This is a genomic window from Streptomyces sp. NPDC046909, assembly GCF_040644695.1.
In the GTDB taxonomy this organism is placed as follows: Bacteria; Actinomycetota; Actinomycetes; order Streptomycetales; family Streptomycetaceae; genus Streptomyces.
This window is the reverse complement of the sequence record NZ_JBEYXC010000015.1, coordinates 146,905-170,626: the sequence shown is the minus strand read 5'-3', so window position 1 is coordinate 170,626 and position 23,722 is coordinate 146,905. Positions and strand designations below refer to the sequence as shown.

The 23,722-nt window shown below is 71.1% G+C and carries 21 protein-coding genes; 14 read left to right on the top strand and 7 right to left on the bottom strand.

The annotated features are described in order from the left end of the window. The first annotated feature begins 55 nt into the window (after positions 1 to 55). Positions 56 to 2,842, top strand: coding sequence for an AAA family ATPase (locus ABZ928_RS39000; protein ID WP_361529588.1), 2,787 nt, complete (start codon positions 56 to 58; stop codon positions 2,840 to 2,842). Between the two features lie 18 nt (positions 2,843 to 2,860). Here ABZ928_RS39000 and ABZ928_RS38995 read toward each other — a convergent pair whose 3' ends face one another. From ABZ928_RS38995 to ABZ928_RS38975, 5 genes are all read right to left on the bottom strand, one after another. Next, on the bottom strand, positions 2,861 to 3,694 hold the full coding sequence (locus ABZ928_RS38995; protein ID WP_361529585.1) for an alpha/beta hydrolase: 834 nt from the start codon (positions 3,692 to 3,694) through the stop codon (positions 2,861 to 2,863). Between the two features lie 111 nt (positions 3,695 to 3,805). Then, a complete protein-coding gene (locus tag ABZ928_RS38990) occupies positions 3,806 to 4,285 on the bottom strand; it encodes a cupin domain-containing protein (RefSeq protein ID WP_361529582.1) in 480 nt (159 codons plus the stop codon). A gap of 105 nt (positions 4,286 to 4,390) precedes the next feature. Further along, positions 4,391 to 5,218: an SDR family oxidoreductase gene (locus ABZ928_RS38985; protein ID WP_361529579.1), complete on the bottom strand. Its 828-nt coding sequence runs from the start codon at positions 5,216 to 5,218 to the stop codon at positions 4,391 to 4,393. Continuing rightward, on the bottom strand, positions 5,215 to 6,024 hold the full coding sequence (locus ABZ928_RS38980) for an alpha/beta hydrolase (RefSeq protein ID WP_361529576.1): 810 nt from the start codon (positions 6,022 to 6,024) through the stop codon (positions 5,215 to 5,217). The genes ABZ928_RS38985 and ABZ928_RS38980 overlap by 4 nt, the downstream gene beginning before the upstream one ends. Before the next feature lie 135 nt (positions 6,025 to 6,159). Beyond that, on the bottom strand, positions 6,160 to 7,053 hold the full coding sequence (locus ABZ928_RS38975; RefSeq protein ID WP_361529573.1) for a LysR family transcriptional regulator: 894 nt from the start codon (positions 7,051 to 7,053) through the stop codon (positions 6,160 to 6,162). 113 nt (positions 7,054 to 7,166) lie between these two features. Here ABZ928_RS38975 and ABZ928_RS38970 point away from each other — a divergent pair, with 113 nt between their 5' ends. From ABZ928_RS38970 to ABZ928_RS38960, 3 genes are read left to right on the top strand one after another with little or no spacing between them, the layout of a single operon-like run. Further along, positions 7,167 to 8,138 (top strand): FAD-dependent oxidoreductase, encoded by a 972-nt coding sequence (locus tag ABZ928_RS38970; protein WP_361529570.1) that lies wholly within the window; start codon positions 7,167 to 7,169, stop codon positions 8,136 to 8,138. Positions 8,139 to 8,173: 35 nt separating this feature from the next. Next, positions 8,174 to 9,274 (top strand): WD40 repeat domain-containing protein, encoded by a 1,101-nt coding sequence (locus tag ABZ928_RS38965; protein WP_361529567.1) that lies wholly within the window; start codon positions 8,174 to 8,176, stop codon positions 9,272 to 9,274. Positions 9,275 to 9,323: 49 nt separating this feature from the next. Further along, the gene (locus tag ABZ928_RS38960) at positions 9,324 to 10,301 is read left to right on the top strand and encodes a hypothetical protein (protein WP_361529564.1); all 978 of its coding nucleotides are present in this window, start codon (positions 9,324 to 9,326) and stop codon (positions 10,299 to 10,301) included. Here ABZ928_RS38960 and ABZ928_RS38955 read toward each other — a convergent pair. Continuing rightward, complete coding sequence (locus ABZ928_RS38955) at positions 10,267 to 10,638, bottom strand: helix-turn-helix domain-containing protein (protein WP_361529561.1); 372 nt, start codon at positions 10,636 to 10,638, stop codon at positions 10,267 to 10,269. The two genes, ABZ928_RS38960 and ABZ928_RS38955, sit on opposite strands and share 35 nt — an antisense overlap. Positions 10,639 to 10,808: 170 nt before the next feature. On the opposite strand from ABZ928_RS38955, the gene ABZ928_RS38950 reads away from it, so the two are divergent. The 4 genes from ABZ928_RS38950 to ABZ928_RS38935 all read left to right on the top strand — a co-directional run bounded on the left by ABZ928_RS38950 (position 10,809) and on the right by ABZ928_RS38935 (position 14,723). Continuing rightward, positions 10,809 to 11,456 (top strand): NAD(P)-binding domain-containing protein, encoded by a 648-nt coding sequence (locus ABZ928_RS38950; protein ID WP_361529558.1) that lies wholly within the window; start codon positions 10,809 to 10,811, stop codon positions 11,454 to 11,456. A 308-nt stretch (positions 11,457 to 11,764) separates the two neighbouring features. Then, on the top strand, positions 11,765 to 12,364 hold the full coding sequence (locus tag ABZ928_RS38945) for a hypothetical protein (protein ID WP_361529555.1): 600 nt from the start codon (positions 11,765 to 11,767) through the stop codon (positions 12,362 to 12,364). A 102-nt stretch (positions 12,365 to 12,466) separates the two neighbouring features. Continuing rightward, on the top strand, positions 12,467 to 13,795 hold the full coding sequence (locus ABZ928_RS38940; RefSeq protein ID WP_361529552.1) for a right-handed parallel beta-helix repeat-containing protein: 1,329 nt from the start codon (positions 12,467 to 12,469) through the stop codon (positions 13,793 to 13,795). Between the two features lie 268 nt (positions 13,796 to 14,063). After that, the gene (locus ABZ928_RS38935) at positions 14,064 to 14,723 is read left to right on the top strand and encodes a DUF4232 domain-containing protein (protein WP_361529549.1); all 660 of its coding nucleotides are present in this window, start codon (positions 14,064 to 14,066) and stop codon (positions 14,721 to 14,723) included. Positions 14,724 to 14,887: 164 nt separating this feature from the next. Here ABZ928_RS38935 and ABZ928_RS38930 read toward each other — a convergent pair whose 3' ends face one another. After that, positions 14,888 to 15,526: a dihydrofolate reductase family protein gene (locus ABZ928_RS38930; RefSeq protein ID WP_361529546.1), complete on the bottom strand. Its 639-nt coding sequence runs from the start codon at positions 15,524 to 15,526 to the stop codon at positions 14,888 to 14,890. A gap of 410 nt (positions 15,527 to 15,936) precedes the next feature. On the opposite strand from ABZ928_RS38930, the gene ABZ928_RS38925 reads away from it, so the two are divergent. The 6 genes from ABZ928_RS38925 to ABZ928_RS38900 all read left to right on the top strand — a co-directional run bounded on the left by ABZ928_RS38925 (position 15,937) and on the right by ABZ928_RS38900 (position 23,703). Beyond that, positions 15,937 to 16,854 carry an NAD-dependent protein deacetylase gene (locus ABZ928_RS38925; RefSeq protein ID WP_361529543.1) on the top strand — a complete coding sequence of 306 codons (918 nt, stop codon included), beginning with the start codon at positions 15,937 to 15,939 and terminating at the stop codon, positions 16,852 to 16,854. A gap of 87 nt (positions 16,855 to 16,941) precedes the next feature. Further along, a complete protein-coding gene (locus ABZ928_RS38920) occupies positions 16,942 to 18,312 on the top strand; it encodes a diacylglycerol kinase family protein (RefSeq protein WP_361529540.1) in 1,371 nt (456 codons plus the stop codon). Then, complete coding sequence (locus tag ABZ928_RS38915) at positions 18,305 to 18,901, top strand: phosphatase PAP2 family protein (RefSeq protein WP_361529537.1); 597 nt, start codon at positions 18,305 to 18,307, stop codon at positions 18,899 to 18,901. Before ABZ928_RS38920 ends, ABZ928_RS38915 begins: the two co-directional genes overlap by 8 nt. Before the next feature lie 148 nt (positions 18,902 to 19,049). Beyond that, entirely contained in the window at positions 19,050 to 19,904 is an 855-nt protein-coding gene (locus tag ABZ928_RS38910; RefSeq protein WP_361529534.1) for a class I SAM-dependent methyltransferase, read from the top strand. Between the two features lie 215 nt (positions 19,905 to 20,119). Continuing rightward, positions 20,120 to 21,883: a protein kinase gene (locus tag ABZ928_RS38905; protein ID WP_361529531.1), complete on the top strand. Its 1,764-nt coding sequence runs from the start codon at positions 20,120 to 20,122 to the stop codon at positions 21,881 to 21,883. Positions 21,884 to 22,290: 407 nt separating this feature from the next. After that, entirely contained in the window at positions 22,291 to 23,703 is a 1,413-nt protein-coding gene (locus tag ABZ928_RS38900) for a non-reducing end alpha-L-arabinofuranosidase family hydrolase (RefSeq protein ID WP_361529528.1), read from the top strand. Positions 23,704 to 23,722 lie beyond the last annotated feature (19 nt).

Here is a 23,722-nt window from a genome sequence, read left to right as displayed (position 1 = left end):
GCGCGGCGCTCCTAGCGTTCCTCACGTCAGCACATCGACAGGGGGGATCGGTCCCATGGCGTGGAACGACGTCCACGAGGAACCCGGGCCGCCGATGGTCGGCCGCCACACCGAACGCGCGGCCATCGGCCGTCTGCTCGACGCCGTGCGCGACGGCTTCGGTGCCGTCCTCGTCCTGACCGGCGAGGCCGGGATCGGCAAGACCCGGCTGCTGGATCACGCCGCACAGCGGGCCGCGGAACTTCGCGTGATCCGCCTGACGCCGGTCGAGACCGAGACCAGTCTCGGCTTCGGCGCCCTGCACCGGCTGCTGCGGCCGTTCCTGAACCGGACGCACCAGCTGCCCGGGCCGCAGCGGACCGCGCTGGACGCGGCGCTGGGGCTGGTGGCGGGGCCGCCCGCGGACCGCTATCTGGTCGGGCTCGCGACGCTGACGCTGCTGTCGGACGCCGCCGCCGAGCAGCCGCTGTTGTTGGTGGTGGACGACGCTCACTGGCTGGACCGGGAGTCGGCCGAGGCGCTCGCGTTCACCGCTCGCCGCCTGCACGCCGACTCCCTGGGCGTGATCGTCGCCCTCCGGGACGGGCCCGAGGACATCGGACTGTTCGAGGCACTGAGCGTGCACCGCGTGACCGGTCTGCCGGAGACGGAAGCCAAGGCCCTGCTCTCCTTCGCCACCCGGCGGGTGGACACAGCGGTGGCCGAGCGGATCGTCGCGGGCACCGGCGGCAATCCGCTCGCCCTGCTGGAGCTGACCGACGCCCTCGCCGCCGAACAACTGGCCGGGATCGCGCCGTTGCCCGATCCCCTGCCGGTGAGCCGGTTGCTCGAAGGCCATTTCCGGCGGCTGGTCCACACCATGCCACCCGACACCACGACCCTGTTGCTGCTCCTCGCCACGGTCCCCGCGGGCGACACGGCGGCGGTGTGGCGGGCCGCCGGGCGTCTGGGGCTGTCGGCCCGCGCCGTGCAACCGGCGATCGCCGCCGGAATCCTCGGCCGGGACACTCCGCCGGCGTTCCGCCATCCCCTGATCCGCTCGACGCTGTACGCGGGTGCCCCACCCGAGGAGCTGCGCCGGGCGCACGCGGCACTCGCCGCGGCCTGCGACCCCGTACGCGACGCCGACCGCCGCGCCTGGCACCGGGCGGAGGCCGCCGAAGGCGTGGACGACGCCGTCGCCGACGATCTCGAAGCGGCCTCCGAGCGGGCCCGAGCCCGCGGCGGCTACTCCCAGCAAGCCCTCTTCCTGTCGCGCGCCGCGGCCTTCACCAAGGCCCCGGACACCCGCGCCGAACGCCTGCTCGACGCGGCGCAGGCCCATCTGATGTCCGGCGACCCGCTGGCCGCGCAGACCGCGCTGGATCTCGCGTCCGCCGACATCCGTGGCCCGGTGCTGGGCGCACGCGAGCTGCGGATACGGGCGACCGCGCAGATGTTCGGGATCGCTGTGGCCGACGTCCCCGCGATGCTCATGGCCGCCGTGACCAGGCTCGGCCCCCGGGAGCCGGGGCTGTCCTGGGAGCTGCTCTGCGAGGCCCTCCACGCCGCACTGGTCGCCCACGACTCCACGCAGGGCACCTCGCCGGCCGAGGTCGCGGCGGCCGCGATCGCCGCGCGACAGCACATCGCGGACGCATCCGTGGACGGCCGCGACCTTCTGATGGAGGCCTTGGCCCGGCGCGTGGCCGACGGCTACGAACGCGGCGCACCCGCGCTGCGCACCGCGCTGGACGGGCTGCGGCGCGGCTGCGCGATCGGTGTCGCACGCAGTCCCTTCGCGGTGATGCTGTCCATGGCCTGCGACGATCTGTGGGAGGTCCAGGCCGGGCGTGACCTCACCGACCGTCTGGCGGCGGCCGACCGCGACACCGGCGCACTGTACGCGCTGAGCATCACGCTGCTCGTCCAGGCGCGCTACGACCTCTGGGAGGGGCGGTTCAGGGAGGCGGAGGTCCGCTACGCCGAGTTCGACGACATCGCCGCCGACACCGGCTTCCCCGGGGGCGGGGACATCAACCGGCTCCATCTGTTCGCCCTGACCGGCCAGGAGGCGGAGCTGCGCTCGGCGGTGCGGCGGGCCGCGGAGATGCGGAGCATGGGCCACGGCGTGCTCCAACTCCTGGCGCAGCACGCCCTGGCCCTGTTCGAGCTGGGGCACGGCCGCTACGAGCAGGCGCTGAAGCACGCGCGAACGGTCTTCGAGCAGGACCCACCGGCCTGCGGCAACCTCGTCCTGACGCAGCTCGTCGAGGCCTGCGTCCGCACCGGCGACCGAACCGGAGCGAGCGAAGCCCTGGCCCGGCTGGAGGCACGCGCCCCGCTCGCCGCCACCCCTTGGGCACTGGCCAGCCTGGCCCTGGGCCGGGCACTGACGGCCGACGGCGACGACGCGGAGAAGTTCTACCAGGAGTCGCTCGACCTGCTCGATCAGATTCCACTGGCCCTGGAACAGGCCCGCGCGCGACTCCTGTTCGGCGAGTGGCTGCGCCGCTGCAAGCGGCGCTCCGACGCCAGGACGCAGTTGCGTGCCGCGTACGAGAGCTTCGACGCCTTCGGTGCGGTGCCGTACGCCGAGCGTGCCCGGCTGGAGCTGCTCGCCACCGGGGCAAGGGCCCGCAGGCGGACCGAGGAGACCAGGTTCGATCTCACTTCGCGGGAACGGCAGGTGGCCTCCATGGCGGCCGCCGGGCTGACCAACACAGAGATCGCGACCAGGTTGTTCGTGACGGCGTCGACCGTCGAGTTCCACCTCAGCAGGGTCTTCCGCAAGCTCGGCATCACCTCCCGCAAGCGGATCCCCCGAGCGATCGGCGAACAGGGCCCGGCGACCGGAGGCTGACCCTCCCTCAGGCAGGTGTCACTTGCTCAAGAAGGCCAGCAGCGCCGCGTTCACCTCCTCGGCGTGCGTCCACAGCAGACCGTGCGGGGCGCCCTCGACCTCGACGTACTGCGCCGAGGGCAGCAGCGCGTGGAAGGGCCGCCCAGTGGCGTCGACCGGCAGGATGCGGTCCGCCGTGCCGTGCAGGATCAGCGTCGGTACGTCGATCTTGGCGACGTCGGCGCGGAAGTCGGTGAGCCAGGTGGGGACGCACGCCACCGACGCGTACGCCGAGGCCCCCGCCGCCACGTTCCAGCTCGCCCGCACGGCCTCGTCGCTGATGCGGCTGCCGAGCGTCTCGTCGAGGTTGTAGAACGCCTCGTAGAAACCGGTGAAGTAGGCGTAGCGGTCTTTGGCGACCGCCTCCAGGATTCCGTCGAAGACGGACTGGTCGACGCCGGTCGGGTTGTCGTCGGTCTTGAGCAGGAAGGGTTCGAGCGAGGCGAGGAAGGCGGCTTTGGCGATGCGCTGCGAGCCGTAGGTGCCGAGGTAGCGGCCGACTTCTCCCGTGCCCATGGAGAACCCGACGAGTACCGCGTCGGTGAGGTCGAGCTCGGTCAGCAGCGCGTTGAGGTCGGCGGCGAAGGTGTCGTAGTCGTAGCCCGTGGTCGGCTGCGAGGACCGGCCGAAGCCGCGCCGGTCGTAGGTGATGACCCGGTGGCCTGCGTCGAGCAGGGCCGGGAGCTGCTTCTCCCAGGAGTGGCCGTCGAGCGGGTAGCCGTGGATCAGGACGACGGGCTGTCCGCTTCCGTGGTCCTCGTAGTACAGCTCGATGTCGGTGGAGTTCTCCTGTCCGACGGTGATGTAGGGCATGTGGGTTCCCTTCGGAGCTTGACGGATGAGCTTGGTGCCGGAGTGCGGTAATTCCGTGGTGCTGGACAGCTCCCCTCCTGTCAAGGACCGCTCTCCCCGGGGCGGTCCGACTCACAAGGACGGCGGTGGTCCGGTGACCCGTAGATGGAAGGCCTCGGCGGAGGCCACGACCGCCGCGAGATCGAACTCCGGTGGCAGGTCCCCCGCTTCGGCGACGGGGGTGCCGTTGGCCCTGAAGTACTCCTCTATGAAGGCCGGGCTGAACAGCACCGCGATCCGCGCCCCTTCCGGCGAGCGCACCAGATAGCTGTGCGGAACGCCGCGCGGCCCGTAGGCGACCTGTCCGGGCACCAGGTCGTGGCGCTTGTCGCCGACGAAGAAGGTCACCTCGCCGTCGAGGAGGAACCAGACCTCCTCTTCGTCCTCGTGGACGTGGTGCGGGGGTGCGTGACCGGCGGGGTCGGCGAACTCCATCAGGCTGAGCCGGTTGTCGGTCGCGGTGCCGGGCAGCAGGATCCTGGCCTGGCCGCCGAGGAACCAGAAGGGTTCGCGTGCGGCCGTGGGGTCGAGGGTCGGGAAGAAACCGGTCATTTTCGCTCCTGACGTGAGCACCGGCATGGTGAGGGGCTTCTTCTGGAACCGTGCGTTCGTCGGCGAAGGGGCGATGACGGTCGCGGCCCGCGCTCTGACGGCGGGTCAGAGGGACTCGACGAGGCCACCGTCGATGACGAAGTCGGCGCCGGTGATGTTCGCCGCCGCGGGACCGGCGAGGTAGACGACGAGGTCGGCGACCTCGGCCGGGCGGGTGAAGCGGCCGGTCAGCGACTGGCCTGCCGCACCGCGGGCCACCTCACGGGGATCGACGCCCTGGGACTCGGCGACCGTGGCGGCGACACCGCCGGCGCCCTGCCACAGCGCCGTCTCCACCGGGCCGGGACCGATGGTGTTCACCCGCACGCCCTGCGGCCCCACCTCCTTGGACAGGGCCTTGCAGAAGTTGGTCAACGCCGCCTTGGCCGCGCCGTAGTCGATGACCAGCGGGTCCGGCAGCCTGGCGTTGACGGAGGAGACGGTGACGATGCGTCCCGCGCCGGTGGCGAGCAGGTGCGGCAGCGCGGCCCGGGTGGTGCGGACGGCGGCCATGAGGTTGACCGTGAACGTCCACTCCCAGTCCTCGTCGGTCACACTCAGGAAGCCGCCGACCCGCGGCCGTACCGCGCCGACGTTGTTCACGAGGACGTCCACACCACCGTGGACCGCCACGGCTTCGGCGACCAGTGCGGCCGGACCGTCGGGGGTCGCCAGGTCGACTTCCACGACGGTGAGTTCGGCGCCCTGCTTGACCAGTGCGTCGAGGGCTTCGGTACGTTCCCTCGATCCGGCGACGACACGGGAGCCGACCGCGAGGAAGGCCTCGACCACGGCCAGTCCGATGCCGCGCCCGGCGCCGGTGACCACGACCGTCCGTCCGACGAGACCCGCGTCGGCACCGGGGTCTGCGGTGCCCCGGGAGGCCGGCGTCATCGTGCCGCCTCCGGACTGTGCTGCCGCAGCCAGGTCAGGACGGTGTCCGCGACCTCGCGCCAGCCGCCGTCGATCGTCAGGGAGTGCCCGCGGTCGGGGAAGTTGATGATGTCGGTGACGGCCTCGGAGTGCCGGTACTGCTTGAGGGTGGCCCGGGTGACGACCTCGGGGACCGTGTGATCCTTGCCGCCGGAGATGAGCAGCAGCGGACCGCGTCCGTTGTTGTCGGTTTCGACCTTCGCGGGCGAGTGGGGGTTGAAGTTGGCGGCGGCGGCCTCGTAGAGCGGCTTGCCCGGCGCGGGGATGGTCCAGCGCTCGTACAGGGCCGCCGACGCCTCCTCCGCGATGGCGTTGCCGAAGGCGAACCGGAACTGCTCCGGGGTCAGGGAGACCGACCGGCGCTTGTTGGCCGGGTTCTTGAAGACCGGGAGTGTCGCCTTCAGTGCGGACAGCGGCAGGGGCAGTACGCCCTTGATCTGTGCGGCGTCGATCGCGACCGCGGCGGCGGCGCGGTCCTGGCCGAGCAGCTTCTGGGCGATCATCCCGCCGAAGGAGTGACCGATCAGGATGGGCCGGGCGGGCAGGGTCTCTATCAGGGCCGCGTAGTGCTCCACGACGTCGTCGATGCCGTAACCGGCGACGCTCTCGGGGTTCTGACGCGCCTCCTCGACGGTGTCGGGGTCGCCGGGCCACCCGGGTGCGGAGGGGTCGTAGCCCTCGGCGCGGAACAGATCGATCCACGGTTGCCAGGAGGTGCTGTGCAGCCAAAGGCCGTGGATGAAGACCACGGGAAGCGGGATGGTCATGGGCGGGCCTCTCTTGTGTGGGTGTGCTGACCCGGCATGCGCCCACGAAACCCGAACCCCGGCGCACTCGCACCGGGGTGACACCCCAGTGGTTCGGGGTCGGAGGGGAGGGAGGCCATCGAGTGGTGGCCGACGTCAGTCGGCCGACGTCAGGGGCAAGGTGTCGACGAGGCCGAGGAGTCCTCGCAGTGCCGGTGTGGCGTCTCCGGGTCGGTGGGCCAGGGCGAGGTCCACGGTGGGCATGGGCGCGGTCACGCGTTTGAGGCGCACCCCCGGTATGCGCAGCGCACGGGCGCGGCCCTCGGGCACCGGGGCGATGCCGATGCCCGAGGCGACGCTGAGCAGCAGCTGTTCGTCGTCGGGTTCCTCCCGCACGATGCGCGGCCCTCCGTCGGGCCACAGCTGTCGGGTGATCAGGTCGTGCATTCCGGAGGCGTTCTCGCGCGGCCAGAGGATCACGGGTTCGGCGGCGATGTGCCCACGGGTGACCTTGCGTGCGCGGGCGAGGGGATGCTCCGCGGGGACGGCCACGAGGAGTTCCTCGCGGGCGATGTGCCGGCACTCCAGGCCCTCGCCGTCCAGCGGAGGCCGTATGAAAGCGGCATCCAGCCTGCCGGCCAGCAGTTCGGTGATGTTGTGCGCGGTCCACCCCGTCCGTACGACGAGCTCCACGTCCGGGTGGAGGGTGCGGAACGCCGTGAGGAGGGCGTCGACGGGGCCGCCGCGGGCGGAGCGCGTCAGGGCCAGCCGCAGCTGCCCCTGCCGTCCGCCGGCGGCCGCTCGGATTCGTGCCTGTGCCGCGTCCGCGTGGGCGAGCAGTTCGCCGGCTTCGCGGGCGACGACCTCGCCGACCGCGGTCAACCGGCAGCCCCGGCTGCCCCGTTCGAGCAACTCGGCGCCGATGTCCCGTTCCAGTGCCTTGATCTGCTGGCTCAGGGCGGGCTGGGCGATGTGCAGCCGGTGCGCGGCCCGCGTGAAGTTCAACTCCTCGGCCAGTACGAGGAAGTAGCGCAGCCGCCGCAGGTCCATCCGCCAACTATAAGCGCGGCTTATCGCGTTGAAGGTGACTGGTCTTGGACAGGCCGTCAACTCCCCGCCGACAGTGGCTGGGCACCACACGGTTCGGCGATCCAGGGGGAGACATGGGTGACAGGTTCGACGTGGTCGTCGTCGGCGCCGGGGTCATCGGGCTCACCACCGCACTGCGCCTCCAGCAGGCCGGTTCCCGCGTCGCCGTGGTCACGGCCGAGCCGCCCGGCGAGACGACGTCCTCCGTCGCCGCGGCCGTGTGGTACCCGACCCGCACCCGGTTCGAACCGCGCGTGCTGGAGTGGGCCACGCGCACCCACGACGAGTTCGCCCGCCAGGCGGCGGACGGGGTGCCCGGCGTGGTGATGCGCCCCACCCGGATGCTGCTGCGCGGCGCGGTCCACGACATCCCCTGGTGGGCCTCCGCCCTTCCCGACCTCCGTGCCCTGCGCGGGGACGAGGTACGGGCCCCGTTCACCGGCGGCTGGGCGTTCACCGTTCCGACCGTGGAGATGTCCCACTACCTGCCCTGGCTCCAGCAGACCTTCGCCGCGGCGGGCGGCACGCTGATCCATCGCCGTATCGACGCCCTGGAACAGGCAGGCGTATGGGCTCCCTTGGTGGTGAACGCCTCCGGCCTGGCCACCCGCACCCTCTGCGGCGACACCGAAGTACGGCCGGCGCGAGGGCAGTTGGTCCTCGTCGCCAATCCAGGACTGCACACATCCGTGCGCGACGAGGACAACGCCGACGGCACCACCTACATCCACCCCCGCAGCACGGACGTCGTCCTCGGCGGCACCTTCGAGATCGGCGAGTGGGACACGACGCCGTCCCCCGCCACCGCCGCCGCGATCCTGCGCCGCTGCACCGACCTGCTGCCGGAGCTGGCAGGCGCCCCGGTCCTCGGCCACCAGGTGGGCCTACGGCCCTTTCGCGACAGCGGAGTCCGCCTGGAGGCCGACCCGCGCCCGCCCGGCCGGATACGCCGACTGGTGCACAACTACGGCCACGGAGGCGCCGGCGTCACCCTCGCCTGGGGCTGCGCCGACGCCACAACCACCCTTGTCCACCAGCCCCGTTAGCACCACTCCCCTACTCAGGAACCGGGTGTACGCCGATGGAAGCCACCGAACCCGCAGAGACCGCCACGCCCGCCACGCCGACCGGTGGGACACCACCGCAACCGGGCCAACCGCCGACGGGGCCCCGCGCCAAGGTGCGGCGCCGCACGCTCCTGCTCGGCGCGCTCGGCTTGGCCGCCGTCACCGTCACACTCGCGGAGATCGAGTCGAGAGCGGGCGACGACGAACCCCGCAAGATCGTGTTCACCGTCCCCGACGGCCACGCCCTCAGCGTGGCGTTCAGCCCGGACGGCAAAACGCTCGTCGCCGGACTGTCCGGGGTCCGGGGCATCAACAGCACGCTGCGGTCGTGGAACCTCGCCAAGGGCACCTCGACCACCCCCTGGCCCGACCAGGTCGAGGAGGTCACAAAGGTGGCCTTCAGCCCGGACGGCAGGACACTGGCCGTGGCCGGCACCCTTCAAGTGGCCCTGTGGAACGCGGCGAAGCCCACCGGTGTCGCGCTGCCCCTGCCCACCCTGGACCTGGCGTTCTCGCCGGACGGCAGGAAACTGGCCACCGGGGGCCGCGACGGCGCGGCCCGGCTGTGGAACCTGGCCACCGGCACCGTCACCGACACGCTGACGGCCAAGGGCATGACCGTGGTCAACGCGGTGGCCTTCCGCCCTGACGGATACGCGCTGGCCACCGGCAGCGAGGACCTCGCCGACAGCCATGTACGGCTGTGGGACCTGGAGGCCGTGTTCTCCCCCACCGTCCACGCCACCCTCGAAGCCCCGTACTGGCACAGCATGAAGCCCGTGGCGTTCAGCCCGGTCGGCCAACTGCTGGCCACCGGCAGCGCCGACCCCCTCGTGCGCGTGTGGGACTCGGTGTCGGGCGCCCTGGAGGCCACCCTCACCGGCCACACCGGCTCGGTGACCGCGGTGGCGTTCAGCCCGGACGGGGCCACCCTGGCCACCGGCAGCGAAGACAAGACCGTACGGCTGTGGAGCACGAGCTCGCACGACGTCGTCCCCGTCGCCACCCTCACCGGCCACACCGACACGGTGACATCGGTGGCGTTCAGCCCGGACAGCGCGACCGTGGCCTCGGGGAGCCTGGACGGCACGGTGCGGCTGTGGCCGAACTGGTGACCACGACTCCCTTGCAGACCATGCCAGTTGACCATGGGGGGACCCCGTCATGACTGTCAGAGACACCGAGCCCGCAGCCGGAGCGATGTTGCACGGCAGAGGCGGAACCGCGTTCCTGGAGCGCGAGAGCGTCGAGCTGGACCGGGCGGGGATCAGGTTGTCCATCCCCCTCGACGCGATCCGGACCGTCCTGGTCACCAGGGGCAGCCGCACGGCCGCCGAGATCCGTCTGAACTCGACGGTCGCCCGAGCCGAGCCGGCCACGGTCTGCCAGATCAGCTCCCGCAACGCCGAGGAGGTAGAGGCCTTCGCACGCGCGGTCAACGCGGCGCTCCCGCACCGGGACGAGGCCGAAAGGCGCATCGACGGCTCGGCCCTCGTGACGGCCAGGCAACGCCCCTGGACATCCTGGACACGGCACAGGACGTCCCCGTCCCCGGGCCAGTGGTGGGCCGGGGCGACGCTCACCTGCCTGTTCACCCTCGGCCTGCTGCCGCCTCTGTGTGCGGGCGACGGGCGCCTCGCCCAGCTCTGGGCCGGTCTCTTCCCGGTGTTCGCCTTCGGCTGCTTCCTCGCCCGCGGCGCCTGGCGCGCGACGGTGACCTGGTGGCTGCTGCACCGCTACGGCGTGACGACCGTCGCCACCGAGGTGGGCTTCCGCAGTGGGCCATCCGACGACCCCGACAACGGAACCGTCGTGTACGGGTTCATCGACACCGGAGGAACGTCTCACCAGTTCGGCCGATCCGGCCGCTCGGGGGCGCCGGACAAGAGGATCTCGTACGACCCGGCGCGACCCGACTTCGCCAGGGGGCCGGCCCAGCCCTGGGTCAGGACTCTGTTCCTGCTGATCCGCCTGCTCGTCGTAGGACCGATCGTGCTCGGCATGGCGGCCTACCTGCTGTGGTACTTCACCATCGCGATGGACGCGGGGATGGAGTCCTCACTCGAATGCTTCCGTTGGGAGATTCCTGACATGCAGCAGGTTCTCGTCAAAGGGCATGAGTGCGCGGCCCTGGTGCGCTGACGGCGCGGGCCGCCTGGATGTCGGCGAGGTAGTTCTCGGCCCACCGGCACACTTCGGTCAGCAAGGGGGACAGGGACTCTCCGAGAGCGGTGAGTGAATACTCGACGTGGGGCGGTACGACGGGGAACGCAACCCGTCGGACCAGCCCGTCGGCCTCCAGCGAGCGCAGCGTCTGGGTGAGCATCTTCTGGCTGATCCCGCCGATGGCTCGGTGCAGTTCGGCATGGCGGAGGGTGCGCCCTCGCAGCGCGTACAGGATCAGGGCGCTCCATTTGTCGGCGATCAGGTCGAGTACCTCCCGTGAGCCGCATTTCGGGTCGAACACGTCCGGTTCCATCGGTCCCCCTCGGACAGGCACCAAATAGTGCGTACTTCCGCGCCCGACGGTATCCGCCTACGGTCCCGTACATCAGTTGCCCAACCGAATCCGGGGAAGCAGCTGTAGCCGCTGTGGTCGCTGAACTGGCCACAGCCGCACAGTGATGTCGCACGAGAGGGAACGACCACATGAAGATCGCGGTACTGGGCACGGGTGAGGTCGGACGAAGACTCGCCACCAAGCTCGCCTCCCTGGGGCATGAAGTCACGATGGGCTCCAGGACGGCGGACAACGCCGAAGCCAAACAGTGGGCCGCGGACAACGGCGGCGCGCACGGCACCTTCGCCGACGCGGCCGGCGCGGCCGAACTGGTGGTCAACGCGACCGGCGGCCTGGTCTCACTCGCCGTGCTGGAAGCCGCGGGTGCCGACAATCTCCGCGGCAAGGTGCTCGTCGACGTGTCCAACGCACTCGACTTCTCCGACGGGTTCCCACCCAAGGTCGTCACTCCGGACGGCGGCAGCCTCGCCGAGCAACTCCAAAAGGCGTTCCCTGAAACGCGGATCGTCAAGACCCTCAACACGATGAACAACACGGTCATGGTCGAGCCCAGCCGGGTCCCCGGCCACCACAACGTCTTCCTCAGCGGCAACGACGAGCACGCCAAGGCTGAGGTGGCAGCTCTTCTGCGGTCCTTCGGCTGGGCCTCCGCCCAGATCACAGACCTCGGGGATCTGTCCAGCGCCCGTGCGACGGAACTGCTCATGCCGCTGTGGCTGCGGCTGTACGGGGTCCTTGGCCCCGTGGACTTCAACATCTCGGTCGTCACCGCATAGCCCGCGCACGTCCCGGGCGCACCCGAGGTTTCGGGGTCGTGGGCAGGTCGTACGGGTCTCGATGGGCCCGTACGGCCTTGTCGTCCGCGCGAGGGTCGCCTGTACGAGCCGCGTCAGGGCCATCGGCGAGATCCGGCCGCTGCCGGCCACCCGCGGCTCGCCACCCCCACCGGGGCTCGCCCGCGCACTCCGAGCCGACCAAGGGGGCCGGCGATGTCGACTTTGGTCGATGATGCCGCTACCTCAGGACGACTGCGCACCATCTCGTGCTGCCCCAGGGTGGAACTCCGGTGCATCAAGGAGGCAGCATGCCGATCTTCCGCATACGGACCAGGGCAGGCGTCGTGACGCAGGCGGCGGTGGCGATCGGGCTCTCGGTGGCGGCCCTGCCCTCTCCGGCGGGGGCCTTACCGGCCCCGACGGCGACACCCGCGCAGCTGTACGTCGCTCCCTGGGGCAAGGACTCCTGGCCCGGCACCCTGGACCGGCCCTTCGCCACACCGGCCCGCGCGCAACAGGCCGTACGCGCCCGGGCGCCGCGGATGACGTCGGACCTGGTCGTGAACCTGCGCGGCGGGACGTACCACCTGAAGGCGCCGCTGCGCCTGTCGGAGGCCGCGGGGGACTCCGGCCGGGGCGGCCACCGGGTGATCTACCAGGCGTACGGCTACGGGACACCGCGGGAGGAGCGGGTGACGATCAGCGGCGGCCGGCGGATCTCCCAGTGGCGGCCGGACCAACGGCTCAGGGGGTTCTGGCGCGCGGACGTGGGCGGGCTCGAGACTCGCCAGCTCTACGTCGAGGACCGGCGCGCCGCGCGGCTCACGCGCGGCGGTACGGGCTTCCCGGGCACGCTGAAGGCGACCAGGACCGGTTACGTCACCTCCAGTGCCGTCCCCCGGACCTGACGGAACCCCGGCGACATCGAGTTCGTCTACCGAGCCGGCTATGTCGAGGGCCGCTGCGGAGTCGCGGGCGTCTCGGCCAGTGCCCGCCGGACCGTCATCACCATGGACCGGCCGTGCTGGGATCTGGCCCAAGAGCTGTACGGGGGCCGGGAGTTGCTCGAAGCGCCGAACAGTGTGGAGAACTCCCCCAGCTTCGCGCCCAAGCCCGGCAGCTGGTACCTCGACCGGTCCCGGCCCGGACACCATGAGCTGCTCTACTTCCCGCGGCCCGGGGAGGACATGCGCCGGGCCAGGGTGGTCGCCCCGGTCCTGGAGACCCTGGTCACCGGCACCGGCCGTCCGGGCCGTCCCCTCCACGACATCGGCTTCCGCGGTCTGACGTTCGCCTACGCCACCTGGCTGGCGCCCAGCGAAAGCGCCGGGTTCCCCGCCGCGTGGAGCATGTACCTGCGGCCCGGGAAGCGCGGCGGGGAAGCGAGGCTGCTCACGGTGCCCGGCACGGTCGCCTTCCGCACCGCCGAGCGCATCACCTTCGAGGGCAACCGTTTCACCCACCTGGGCGCCCAGGCGCTGGAGCTCTCCGAGAACAGCTCGCACAACGTCGTCGACGGCAACGTCATCAGCGACGTCTCCGACGGCGGCATCCTGATGGGGGTGGTCCCGCCCGACCGGAAAGGGACCAACCGCGGCAACCGGATCACCAACAACTGGATCCACCACATCGGCGCGGAGTACCACGCGGCCTCCGGCATCTGGGACACCGCGACCCAGGAGACCACCATCGCGCACAACCAGGTCGACGACGTGCCCTACACCGGCATCCTCTCCGGGCCCGGCGACGACCTGCGGGGCATCATGCGCCGCAACCGCATCCTCGACAATCGCGTCTACGCGACGAACCGGCTCCTCCAGGACGGAGGCGGCATCTACCTGCGCGGCGAACAGGGCAGCTCCTTCGCCGACGGGGCCGTCATCAGCGGGAACGCGGTCACGAGCAGCAAATACGGCGACTGGAACGTCGGGATCTACACCGACGACAGCACCAACTGGGTCACCGTGGACCGCAACACGGTCTACGACTACGTCGCCTCCATCGGTGGCTGCAGCGAGGAATGGGGTCACCGCCCCGTCCAGAACGTGCGCTACCGCGGCAACTTCTGGGACGACGCCGTGCCCGAATGGCTCGAACGACGGGAGTTCCCCGGAGCCTGGCCCCCGGCCGACCAGCAGAACCCGGAGGAGGGGTGCGGAGACCCCCACCGCCTCGCCTTCACCGACAACACCCTGCTGCCTTCCCGCAACCCCGGCCAGGCCTGCGCCGCCAACACCGCCTGCGCCACCGTCCTGGCGAACGCCGGCCCTGTCCCGTCCTACCGCCAGCGCTTGGGCATGCCGAATGCCGACCCAGCGTGGGGACCTGCGAGCCGGTAGCCGGGTGCGGAGAGGGGGCGGAGGGTTGCAGGCCCGGCCGATGGAGGTGTTGTCGCAGCGCGACCGTGGTCGGGCCTTCACGGTCGGCCCTCTGGTCGGGAGCGACTGCTGGCCTGTCCGGGGCGTTTCCACGGTGGTTATGGCCGAATTTCGTCACCAGTGGGTCACAGGCCGGAGTGCGGCAGAACTGACCAGCTCCACGGTCCTGTCTGGTTCGACGGGGGCGGCGAAGAGCCATGCTCCGGACAACTGGGATGCGGGGGACAGCATGCGGTACGTGAACGCAGTGCGCGGTTCGGCCATGGCCGTCATCGTGACTTCAGCGGCGCTGGCAGTGTCGGGATGTCAGCCCGGTGGGGGCGGTGCGGACAACGGACACAGCGGCGTCACCCCGTCCGGGGCCGTCAGCTCGGCGGCCCCCTCCACACCCGACCCGAAACCCGCAGGCTCCGCCTCCGGACCCGCGCCCACCGCGGGCGATTCGGCGGCAACCTGTTCCGCGGACAGCCTCAAGGCGACCGCACGTCAGGCCGCCGTGCGGCCGGCCGGTACGGGGACCGGAGCGGCCGTCGTCGAGTTCACCAACATGTCCGGACAGACATGCGTCCTCAAGGGGCACCCCACGGTGGCCGGCGCCGGAAACGGCTCTCCCGAGATGAACGTGCCTCTCACCGTCAAGCCGACCGGAGCCTCGGCGTCAGTGAGGGTGGCCCCCGGCGGCAAAGCGTGGGTGAAGCTGACGTTCGTACAGGTGCAGGGAGAGGCCGACGGATACTGCGTGTCCGGTTCAGCGCCCGTGGTGTATCCCACGATGGTCGTTCGGCTGCCGGGATCCGGGGCGCACCAGGTGGCCCTGGACGACGGGCAGTTCGCCGAGTGCGACGACACGGTGACCGTCACCGCCGTATCCGCGGTCCGTCCCTCTTGACCGGTCGAAGGCGGCAGCGGGCCGGCACTTCCACCCGCACCTGCTCCGGCCGCCGCTTCTCACGGCGCCGGCCGGCCGCGAGGGCGGCGTCGTGGTTGACCTGGTCGAGAGGGCCGGTCAGGTAGCCGATGGCGCCGCGCCCCGAGCGGCGGGACTCCAACGGTTCAGCGGCGGACCAGCGTCGCGTGGGTGACCTTCGGTGAGCTGACCAGCTCGGCCACGCGGTAGCCCTCGGCCCCGTCGCCCAGGTTGTCGAGCAGCCGCTCCCCGCGGCCGATGAGCATCGGCGCGATCACCAGGTGGAGCTCGTCGATCAGTCCGGCGCGCAGATACTGCTGGATGACCGCCGCCCCGCCACCGATCCGGACGTCTTTGCCGTCCGCGGCCTCGAACGCACGCTGGAGCACCGTCTCCAGCGGCTCGTCGGTGAAGTGGAAGGTGGTTCCGCCGGCCATCTCCAGTGCCGGGCGCGGATGGTGGGTGTGCACGAAGACATCGTGGTGATAGGGCGGGTTGTCGCCCCACCAGCCCTGCCAGGACTCGTCCTCCCACGGTCCGCGCTGCGGCCCGAACATGTTCCGCCCCATGATCGTGGCGCCGATGTTCTGATCACCTCGGACGAAGTAGTCGACATCGATTCCGCTCTTGCCGGCAGCCGCGTCCTGCGACGCGGAGACGAACCAGCTGTGCAGCTCATCGCCCCAGCCCACGCCGTCGCCGAACGGGGCGTCCAGACGCTGGTTCGCCCCCGCCACGAAGCCGTCGAGGGAGATCGTCACGTTGTGTACTCGCACCTTGGGCATCGCATTCACCTCTCGTGTCGGTGTCCTGCTCTCACCCCTGCGTCGAACACACCCTGCCGGAATCGACACACCCACGCACATTTTTCCCGGGACAGGACAGGGACGGCTGTCGCCGGGTCCGCCGCCGACCTCCACGAAAGGGCGGATCCGCACCGGATCGAAATCCTCCGCGGCCCCGGCCTCCGCCGTACGGGCCGCTCGGTGAGCGTCGGATGCGCGGCGGGCACAGGAACAGGCGAGGCTGCCGTCCGAGCGCCTCCCGAGAGGAGGCCGAGCCGGTCTGGGCCGCTTGGTGGAGCGGATCGACGTCGAGTTCGAGGCGGCACGGAATCGTGCCGCGCGTCGGGCCGCCGCACACCTTGTCGATCGGCACGCCGCCCGTGCGCGCCGGAGTTCCGTACCCTTGCGGCATGCGCATGCGTCCCACTCTGAGCTGGACTCCTGCCCAGGACCTGCCGGCCGGCACCACGGATCTGGGGCCGGTCGTCGATGTCCTGAGCGTCGGCGGCGCGCTGGTGCTCAGTGGAGCGGGCATCTCCACGGAGTCAGGCATTCCCGACTACCGGGGCGAGGGCGGGAGCCTGGGCCGGCACACGCCGTTGACCTACCAGGACTTCACCGCCAGTGCCCAGGCCCGCCGTCGCTACTGGGCACGCAGCCACCTGGGCTGGCGCACCTTCGGTCGGGCCCGCCCCAACGCCGGGCACCGGGCCGTGGCGGCGTTCGAGCGGCACGGGCTGCTCTCCGGTGTGATCACCCAGAACGTCGACGGCCTGCATCAGGCGGCGGGCAGCAAGAACATCGTCGAGTTGCACGGCAGCCTCGGGCGGGTCGTCTGCCTCTCGTGCGGTGCTGTCAGCTCCCGCCGTGAGCTCGCCCTGCGGCTCGAAGAGGCCAACGCCGGCTTCGAGCCGACAGCCGCCGGAATCAACCCCGACGGCGACGCCGACCTCACGGACGCGCAGGTCGGGGACTTCCGCGTGATGCCCTGCGTGATCTGCGGCGGCATCCTCAAGCCGGACGTGGTGTTCTTCGGTGAGACGGTCCCCTCGCCGCGGGTCGAGCAGTGCCGTCAGCTGGTCCGTGACGCGACATCACTTCTGGTCCTGGGCTCATCGTTGACGGTGATGTCCGGGCTCCGCTTCGTCCGCCAGGCCTCCCAGGCCTCCATCCCCGTGATCATCGTCAACCGGGACCCCACGCGGGGCGACCAGCACGCCCTCACCCGCGTCGCGCTCCCCCTGGGAGCCGCCTTGACCACCGTGGCCGGCCATCTGAACCTCCACGTCGACGCCGAGGCGGCCTCGGAACGCGGTGAGGGGGCCTGAACAGGCCAGGCGCCTGCGCCGCCTGGGATCGGGACGGCTTTCGAGATCGAGCAGAATGACGCCGACCATCCAACTCGCTGGAGCGCCATGAACACGGCCGGATCGACGAGTCTCCCGGAGCCGGTCGGCTCCGACAGACGGGCGCGCACGCTGGCCAGGCTCGCCCTGCTGTGTGTGGCGGCTGCCGTCGCGTCCGTGGCGGCGGGCGCGGGCCACCTGCTGATACTGCTGCTGGGCCTGGGCGGGCTGGGGGTGGCCGGCGCCGGTCTGTGGTGGGCGCTGGCGCACCGGGGTCTGGCGCGTGTGTGCGGCGCTCTGTTGGCCGTGGGCGCTCCGCTGGGCGTGCTCGTGCTGTACGCCGTCTCGGGTCTGTGGCTCGTCGCGGTGGCGGCACTGGGGATGTGGACGGCGGCGCTGGCCTGCGCCAGGAGCGCGTTGCGTCGGCGGCGCAGGCCGCACGGCACGCGCTCCCGTTCCGTCCGGCCGCCCGGCCGACCTGTGCTGATCATGAATCCATGGTCGGGAGGCGGGAAGGTCGGCCAACACCGGCTGGTCGAGAAGGCGGAGGCGCTCGGCGCCCGGGTGATTCTGCTCGATCTCGAAAGCCGTCCCGATCCGGCGGCGCTGGCACGGCAGGCCCTCGCGGACGGCGCGGATCTGCTGGGCGTGGCCGGTGGCGACGGCACGCAGGCGCTGGTGGCGGAGGTGGCCGCGGCACACGACGTCCCGTTCATGGTCCTGGCCGCCGGGACCCGCAATCACTTCGCGATGGATCTGGGCCTGGACCGCGCCGACCCCGCAAGTGGTCTGAACGCACTGTCCGACGGTGTGGAACTGCGCGTCGATCTGGGCGACGTGTCCGGGCGGCCGTTCGTCAACACGGTCTCCTTCGGGGCGTACGCCGAGATCGTGCAGAGCCCCGAGTACCGCCACGCCAAGACGATCACCGCCCTCGACCAGCTGCCCGACCTGCTGATCGGCGAGGCCGCGGCGCAGCTGGAGGCCCAGGCGGACGGAGACCGACTGCCGGTCCCGCAGGCCCTGTTGGTGAGCAACAACCCCTATGCGCTGGCCGACCCGCTCGGCGCGGGGCGCAGGGAACGCCTGGACGCCGGCCGCCTCGGTGTGCTCGCCGTCCGGATCGAGGGCGCCGCCCAGGCCGCCGAACTGGCACTGCGGGGCGAACGGGCCAGCGGCATCACCTCGCTGACCGCACACCAGGTGACGGTCGCGGCCGACACCGACCTCGTCGCGGTGGCCGTCGACGGGGAGGCGCTCACCCTGCCCCCGCCGGTCGTGTGCACGGTGCGTCCCGGTGTCCTGCGGGTCCGGGTGCCCCGGAACCGGCCCGGCGCGTCGTACACGGCTCCGTCCGTCGACTGGCGGCACATCGTCCGCCTCGCCCTCGACCGAACTTCCCCTACCACCCGCACGATGCAGGAGCAGAGCGATGCCTGACCGCCCGCAGCGCCACGACGGCGCCCCCCGAGCGCTGTTGCGTGATCTCGCCGCCCTCGACCAGGCCCTGTACGAGGCCGTGACGGTCACCCACACCCCGACCCTGGACCACGCCTTGCGGCGGTTGTCCGCGGCGGCGGACCACTCCAAGATCTCCTTCGCGGTCGCCGGTCTGCTGGCGCTGTGCCCCGGCCGGTCCCGCCGTGCCGCGGCCCTGGGCGTTGCGGCCATCGGGGTCGCGTCAGCTGGTGCGAACCTGCTCGGCAAGCAGCTGGTACGCCGGCCCCGGCCCCATCGGGCCGAGGACTCGCCGTTTCCCGGACGGCATGTGCCGATGCCCGCGTCCGCCTCGTTCCCGTCCGGCCACACCGCCTCGGCCGTCGCCTTCGCGGCGGCCGTGGGTCCCGCCCTCCCCGCCGCGACTCTTCCGCTCGGCCTGCTGGCCTGTGCCGTCGGCTACTCCCGGATCCACACCGGCGTGCACTACCCCGGCGACGTCATCGCCGGGGCGGTGCTCGGCACCGGCGCGGCGGCCGTGACCCTCGCCGCGTCCGGCTGGGACGGCCCTCGCCGGAGGCACCTCCCCTGATTCCGCCCGTCCCCGTGCGGGAGTCACCGTGGCCCGGCAGCCCGACCCTGTCTCAACGAGTCGGCGTCGTACACCTTCTTGACCTCAAGTCGGCTTGAAGCAGAACGCTGTCATCCGAGCACACCGACGGCAACCACAGGAGGAGATCATGGGTACCGAGCAGCAGACCGACGATGACCAGGCGGCTCGCTGGAACGGGCCCGCCGGACATATCTGGGTGGAGAAGCAGGGACTGCTGGACGACCTGCTCAGGCCGTTGCAGGAACTGCTCGTCGAAGAGCTGCCGGCCGGGTCCGACGACCGGGTGCTCGATGTCGGGTGCGGCACCGGCAGCACGACGGTGGCCGTCGCACGGCGGCTCGGTCCGGCCGGTCACTGCGTCGGCGTCGACATCTCCGAACCGATGATCACCGCCGCCCGGGCGCGCGCTGAACGGGAGGGCGTACCGGCGTCGTTCGTGGCGGCCGACGCGACGCAGTATCCGTTCGAGCCCGCCTCGTTCGACGCCGTCGTCTCCCGCCTCGGCGTCATGTTCTTCGACGACTCGCGCCAGGCCTTCGCGCATCTTCGTCGCGCCGCCAAGGACGACGCCCGGCTTCGGTTCGTCGCCTGGCGCGGCGCCGCGGAGAACCCGTTCATGACGACGGCCGAACGCGCCGCCGCGCCTCTCGTGCCGGAACTGCCCGCCCGACGCCCCGACGGGCCGGGCCAGTTCGCCTTCGCGGACCCGGACACGGTGCGCGGCATCCTGACGGACAGCGGATGGACCGACGTCGGCATCCGGCCGGTCGAACTGCCCTGCACGCTGCCCACGAGCGAGCTGGTGGGCTACTTCACCCGCCTCGGCCCCCTGGGGCTGATCCTCCCCACCGTCGACGAGGAGACCCGGCCGCACCTGATCGAAACGGTCCGCGCCGCGTTCGAGCCGTTCGTGCAGGGTGCGGACGTCCGTTTCACTGCGGCCTGTTGGCTGGTGAGTGCCCGAGTCTCATCGGCGCCGTAGCCGTGAGTCGTCCGACTCACGGCACACCAAGAAGATCGCGACGGCCGGGGGCTGCGAACTGCGCCAGGAGCACACTCCGTTCGACGTCAGCTGTCTGACGACGACCACCCGGAATGCGAAGTAGCCGATTCGCTGAACGTGGGGGCCGGCTGGGTTAGCCTCCTTTTCCACCAGGAGTGAACTGGCGTACGTCGAACATGCCTTCGGGAGATTTCTTGTCGGGACAGCGGCCGGAGTCGGCGGACGACACGATTGCCGCGCTGCGGCGTACGGGCGCCTCACCCCTGCGACTCGGCGACCCGAGGCGGGTCGGCCCCTATGCGGTCCTGGCGTTGCTCGGCAGCGGCGGTATGGGGCGGGTCTATCTGGCGCGCCCCGACGACGACAGCGCCGGTCTGGTCGCGGTCAAGGTGATCAGGCCGGAGTACGCGGAGGACCCCAGGTTCCGGCGCCGCTTCGAGCGGGAGGCGTCGGTGCACGCCCGCCTTCGCACGCCGTACACGCCTCGGTTGCGCGGGACGGGCTTCGACGACGACCTGTTGTGGATGGCCACCGACTACCTTCCCGGCCTCGACCTGGCCGAGACCGTACGTGAGGACGCGCCCCTGGCGACGGGCGCCGTCTGGCGACTGGTGGCCGAGCTCGGACGGGCCGTGGCAGAGCTGGCTGCCGAGGGCATCGTGCACCGGGACCTCAAGCCGTCCAACGTGCTGCTGTCCGTCCGGGGCGCCCATGTGATCGACTTCGGCGTTTCGAAGGCCGCTGACGCGAGTGCCATCACCGGCACCGGCAATCGTGTCGGGACCCCCGCGTACATGTCGCCCGAGCACCTCAGGGAAGGCCGCTCCGACACCTCCTCCGACGTGTTCTCGCTGGCCGGGACACTGGTCTACGCGGCAACCGGGCGTGCGCCGTTCGGCGACGGCACAGGCGTCGATGTGATGCACAGAGTGGCGTTCGAGGAGCCGTACCCCGAGGTGATCCGCGAGATCTCGGTGGCGGACGCGGAACTCGGCCGGTTACTGACCGCCTGTCTGGCCAAGGAGCCCGCGCAGCGGCCCACCCCGCAGGAGCTGATCGACGCCGCCGAAGCGCGCGCGTTGCCTTCCGTCTGGCCCGATCCGCTGGGCGGCCACCTGCTGGTCCGGCAACAGGCGTACGAGGCGCTGCACCGCCTGCCCGTGGCGGACCTGCCCCGCCTGCGATCGCCCGCCGGCCTCGCCGCGTCCCCCTCGGCCCGGGCGACGGACCCCGTCCCGTCCGCGGTGGCGGGCCCGCTGCGGGGCGACGACGTCCCGCAGACGGCACCTGCGGGGCCGGTGGACCAGGCCGTGACCCCGTCCCGACGGCGGAGGCCGTTATGGATCACCGGCGCCGTGGTCTCGGCCTGTCTCCTGGCTGCGGCGGTCTACTGGAGCATCCCTGAGGAACGGCCCGCGGCCGCCTCCTCGCCGGAAGCGGGCTCCGACAGCGGCGTCGGAACCGTGCCCGGGGGCCGCTCGCCCGCCCCTGTGCCCTCCGGCACGAGCGGGCTGCCCCATCGGGACGCCGACGGCGCCCCGAACGAGAACCTCGGCGGCAGAACCGGGGCCGCCACTTCGCAGTCCGATGCCTCGGGCTCCGCCGCCGCCGACGCCCCCGACGGCGGTGACGCTCCCACCGCCGTCCCCGTCGACTCCCTCTCCCCCACCGCGTCCGCCGGCACCCCGTCCGCCGGCAGCGGCACCGCCCCCTGGCTCTCCGAATGCACCTACTACTCCGGCAACGGACGCACCCGCCTCGGTGACCACGGCGCACGCGTCCAGCAGGTGCAGTGCATGCTGAGCGAACGCGGGTACGGCGCGGGAAACGCCGACGCCGACGGGGAGTTCGGGAACGGCACCCAGGCCGCGGTGCGGGAGTTCCAGAGCGACCGGGGCCTGGATGCCGACGGAGTGGTGGCACACGACACCTGGGTCGCGCTGCGCAGCACCGAATGACCCCCGCGCGGCAACACCGGGCATATGGAGGAGCCCCGCGCGAGAAATCCCCCTCGTGACATCCAATGTCTGACTCAACTCCGGGGCGTCGACCGGACATTCCTCCGGAAGCAGTCGCTATTTTGTGTCGCAACTATAGACACAGGCAACGCCCATGCCCGTTAATCCATCCCATGTATCGATGGATTGAGCCGACGGTACCGAGACCCCTGTGGGCGCCAGGCCTCCTTGCCTAGGCGAGCCGCCGACCGGGCTTCCTGCGCGTCAGTTCTCGTCTGCTCTTCCACTTGCCCGACCCTTCGACCAATGTTCGGAATACCGAACAAGCAATCAAGGTCGCAGTACGCCTGTCCAGCAGCCCCCTGACGGGGCCGACCGGAGCCGCTCACTCAAGGATTGAGGTCCCCATGCACAGACGTACGTTCCACCGCAGGCATCTGCCCGTGCTGCTCATGGCCCTGGTCGCCTCCGCGGCGACGCTCGTCTCCAACCCGGCTCACGCCGCCACCAGCGGCGCCTTGCGCGGCACCGGTTCCGGCCGGTGTCTCGATGTGCCGAACGCCGGCCAGACCGACGGCACGAACCTGCAGATCTGGGACTGCAGCGGCGGGACCAATCAGCAGTGGACACTGACGGACAACAACCAGCTCACCGTGTACGGCAACAAGTGCCTCGATGTACCGGGCCACGCCACGACGGCCGGAACCCGGCCGGTGATCTGGTCCTGCAACGGCGGTACCAACCAGCAGTGGCGGGTCAACTCCGACGGCACGGTCGTCGCCGTGGAGTCCGGGCTGTGCCTGGACGTGTCGGGCGGCGCAACGGCCAACGGCACGGCGGTGCAGCTCTGGAACTGCAACGGCGGCAGCAACCAGAAGTGGACCGGTCTGTCCGGCTCGCCCAACTCGTGCTCTCTTCCGTCGACGTACCGGTGGAGCTCGACCGGCCCGCTGGCCCAGCCGGCGAACGGGTGGGCCTCGCTGAAGGACTTCACCACCGTGATGTACAACGGCAGGCATCTCGTCTACGCGACCGCTTCTGACGGATCGTCGTGGAAATCGATGGGGTTCAGCCCCTTCACGAACTGGTCGGACATGGCGTCGGCCGGCCAGACCCAGATGAGCCAGGGCGCGGTGGCCCCCAAACTGTTCTACTTCGCGCCCAAGAACATCTGGGTGCTGACCTCGAACGGCTGGGGCACCCAATGGCCCTTCGTCTACCGCACGTCGAGCGACCCCACCAACCCCAACGGCTGGTCCGCGGCGCAGCCGCTGTTCACCGGCAGCGTCTCCGACGGCAGCGCGATCGACCCGACCATGATCGCCGACGACCAGAACATGTACCTGTTCTTCGCCGGTGACAACGGCAAGATCTACAAGTCGACCATGCCGCTCGGAAACTTCCCGGCCAGCTTCGGCTCCTCCTACACGACCGTCATGAGCGACACGGTCAAGAACCTGTTCGAGGCGCCGGAGGTCTACAAGGTCCAGGGCCAGAACCAGTACCTCATGATCGTCGAGGCTCGGGGGGCGAGCGAGCAGCGCTTCTTCCGCTCGTTCACGGCCTCCAGCCTGAACGGTTCGTGGACCCCGCAGGCCGCCACCGAGTCCAGCCCCTTCGCGGGCAAGGCCAACAGCGGTGCCACCTGGACCAACGACATCAGCCACGGTGACCTGGTCCGCAACAACCCCGACCAGACCATGACCATCGACCCCTGCAATCTCCAGCTCCTCTACCAGGGCCTGTCCCCCAGCACTCCGTCGGGCACCCCCTACATCCAACTGCCGTACCGGCCGGGCCTGCTCACCCTGCAGCGCTGACCCGCAGCAGCAACCACCC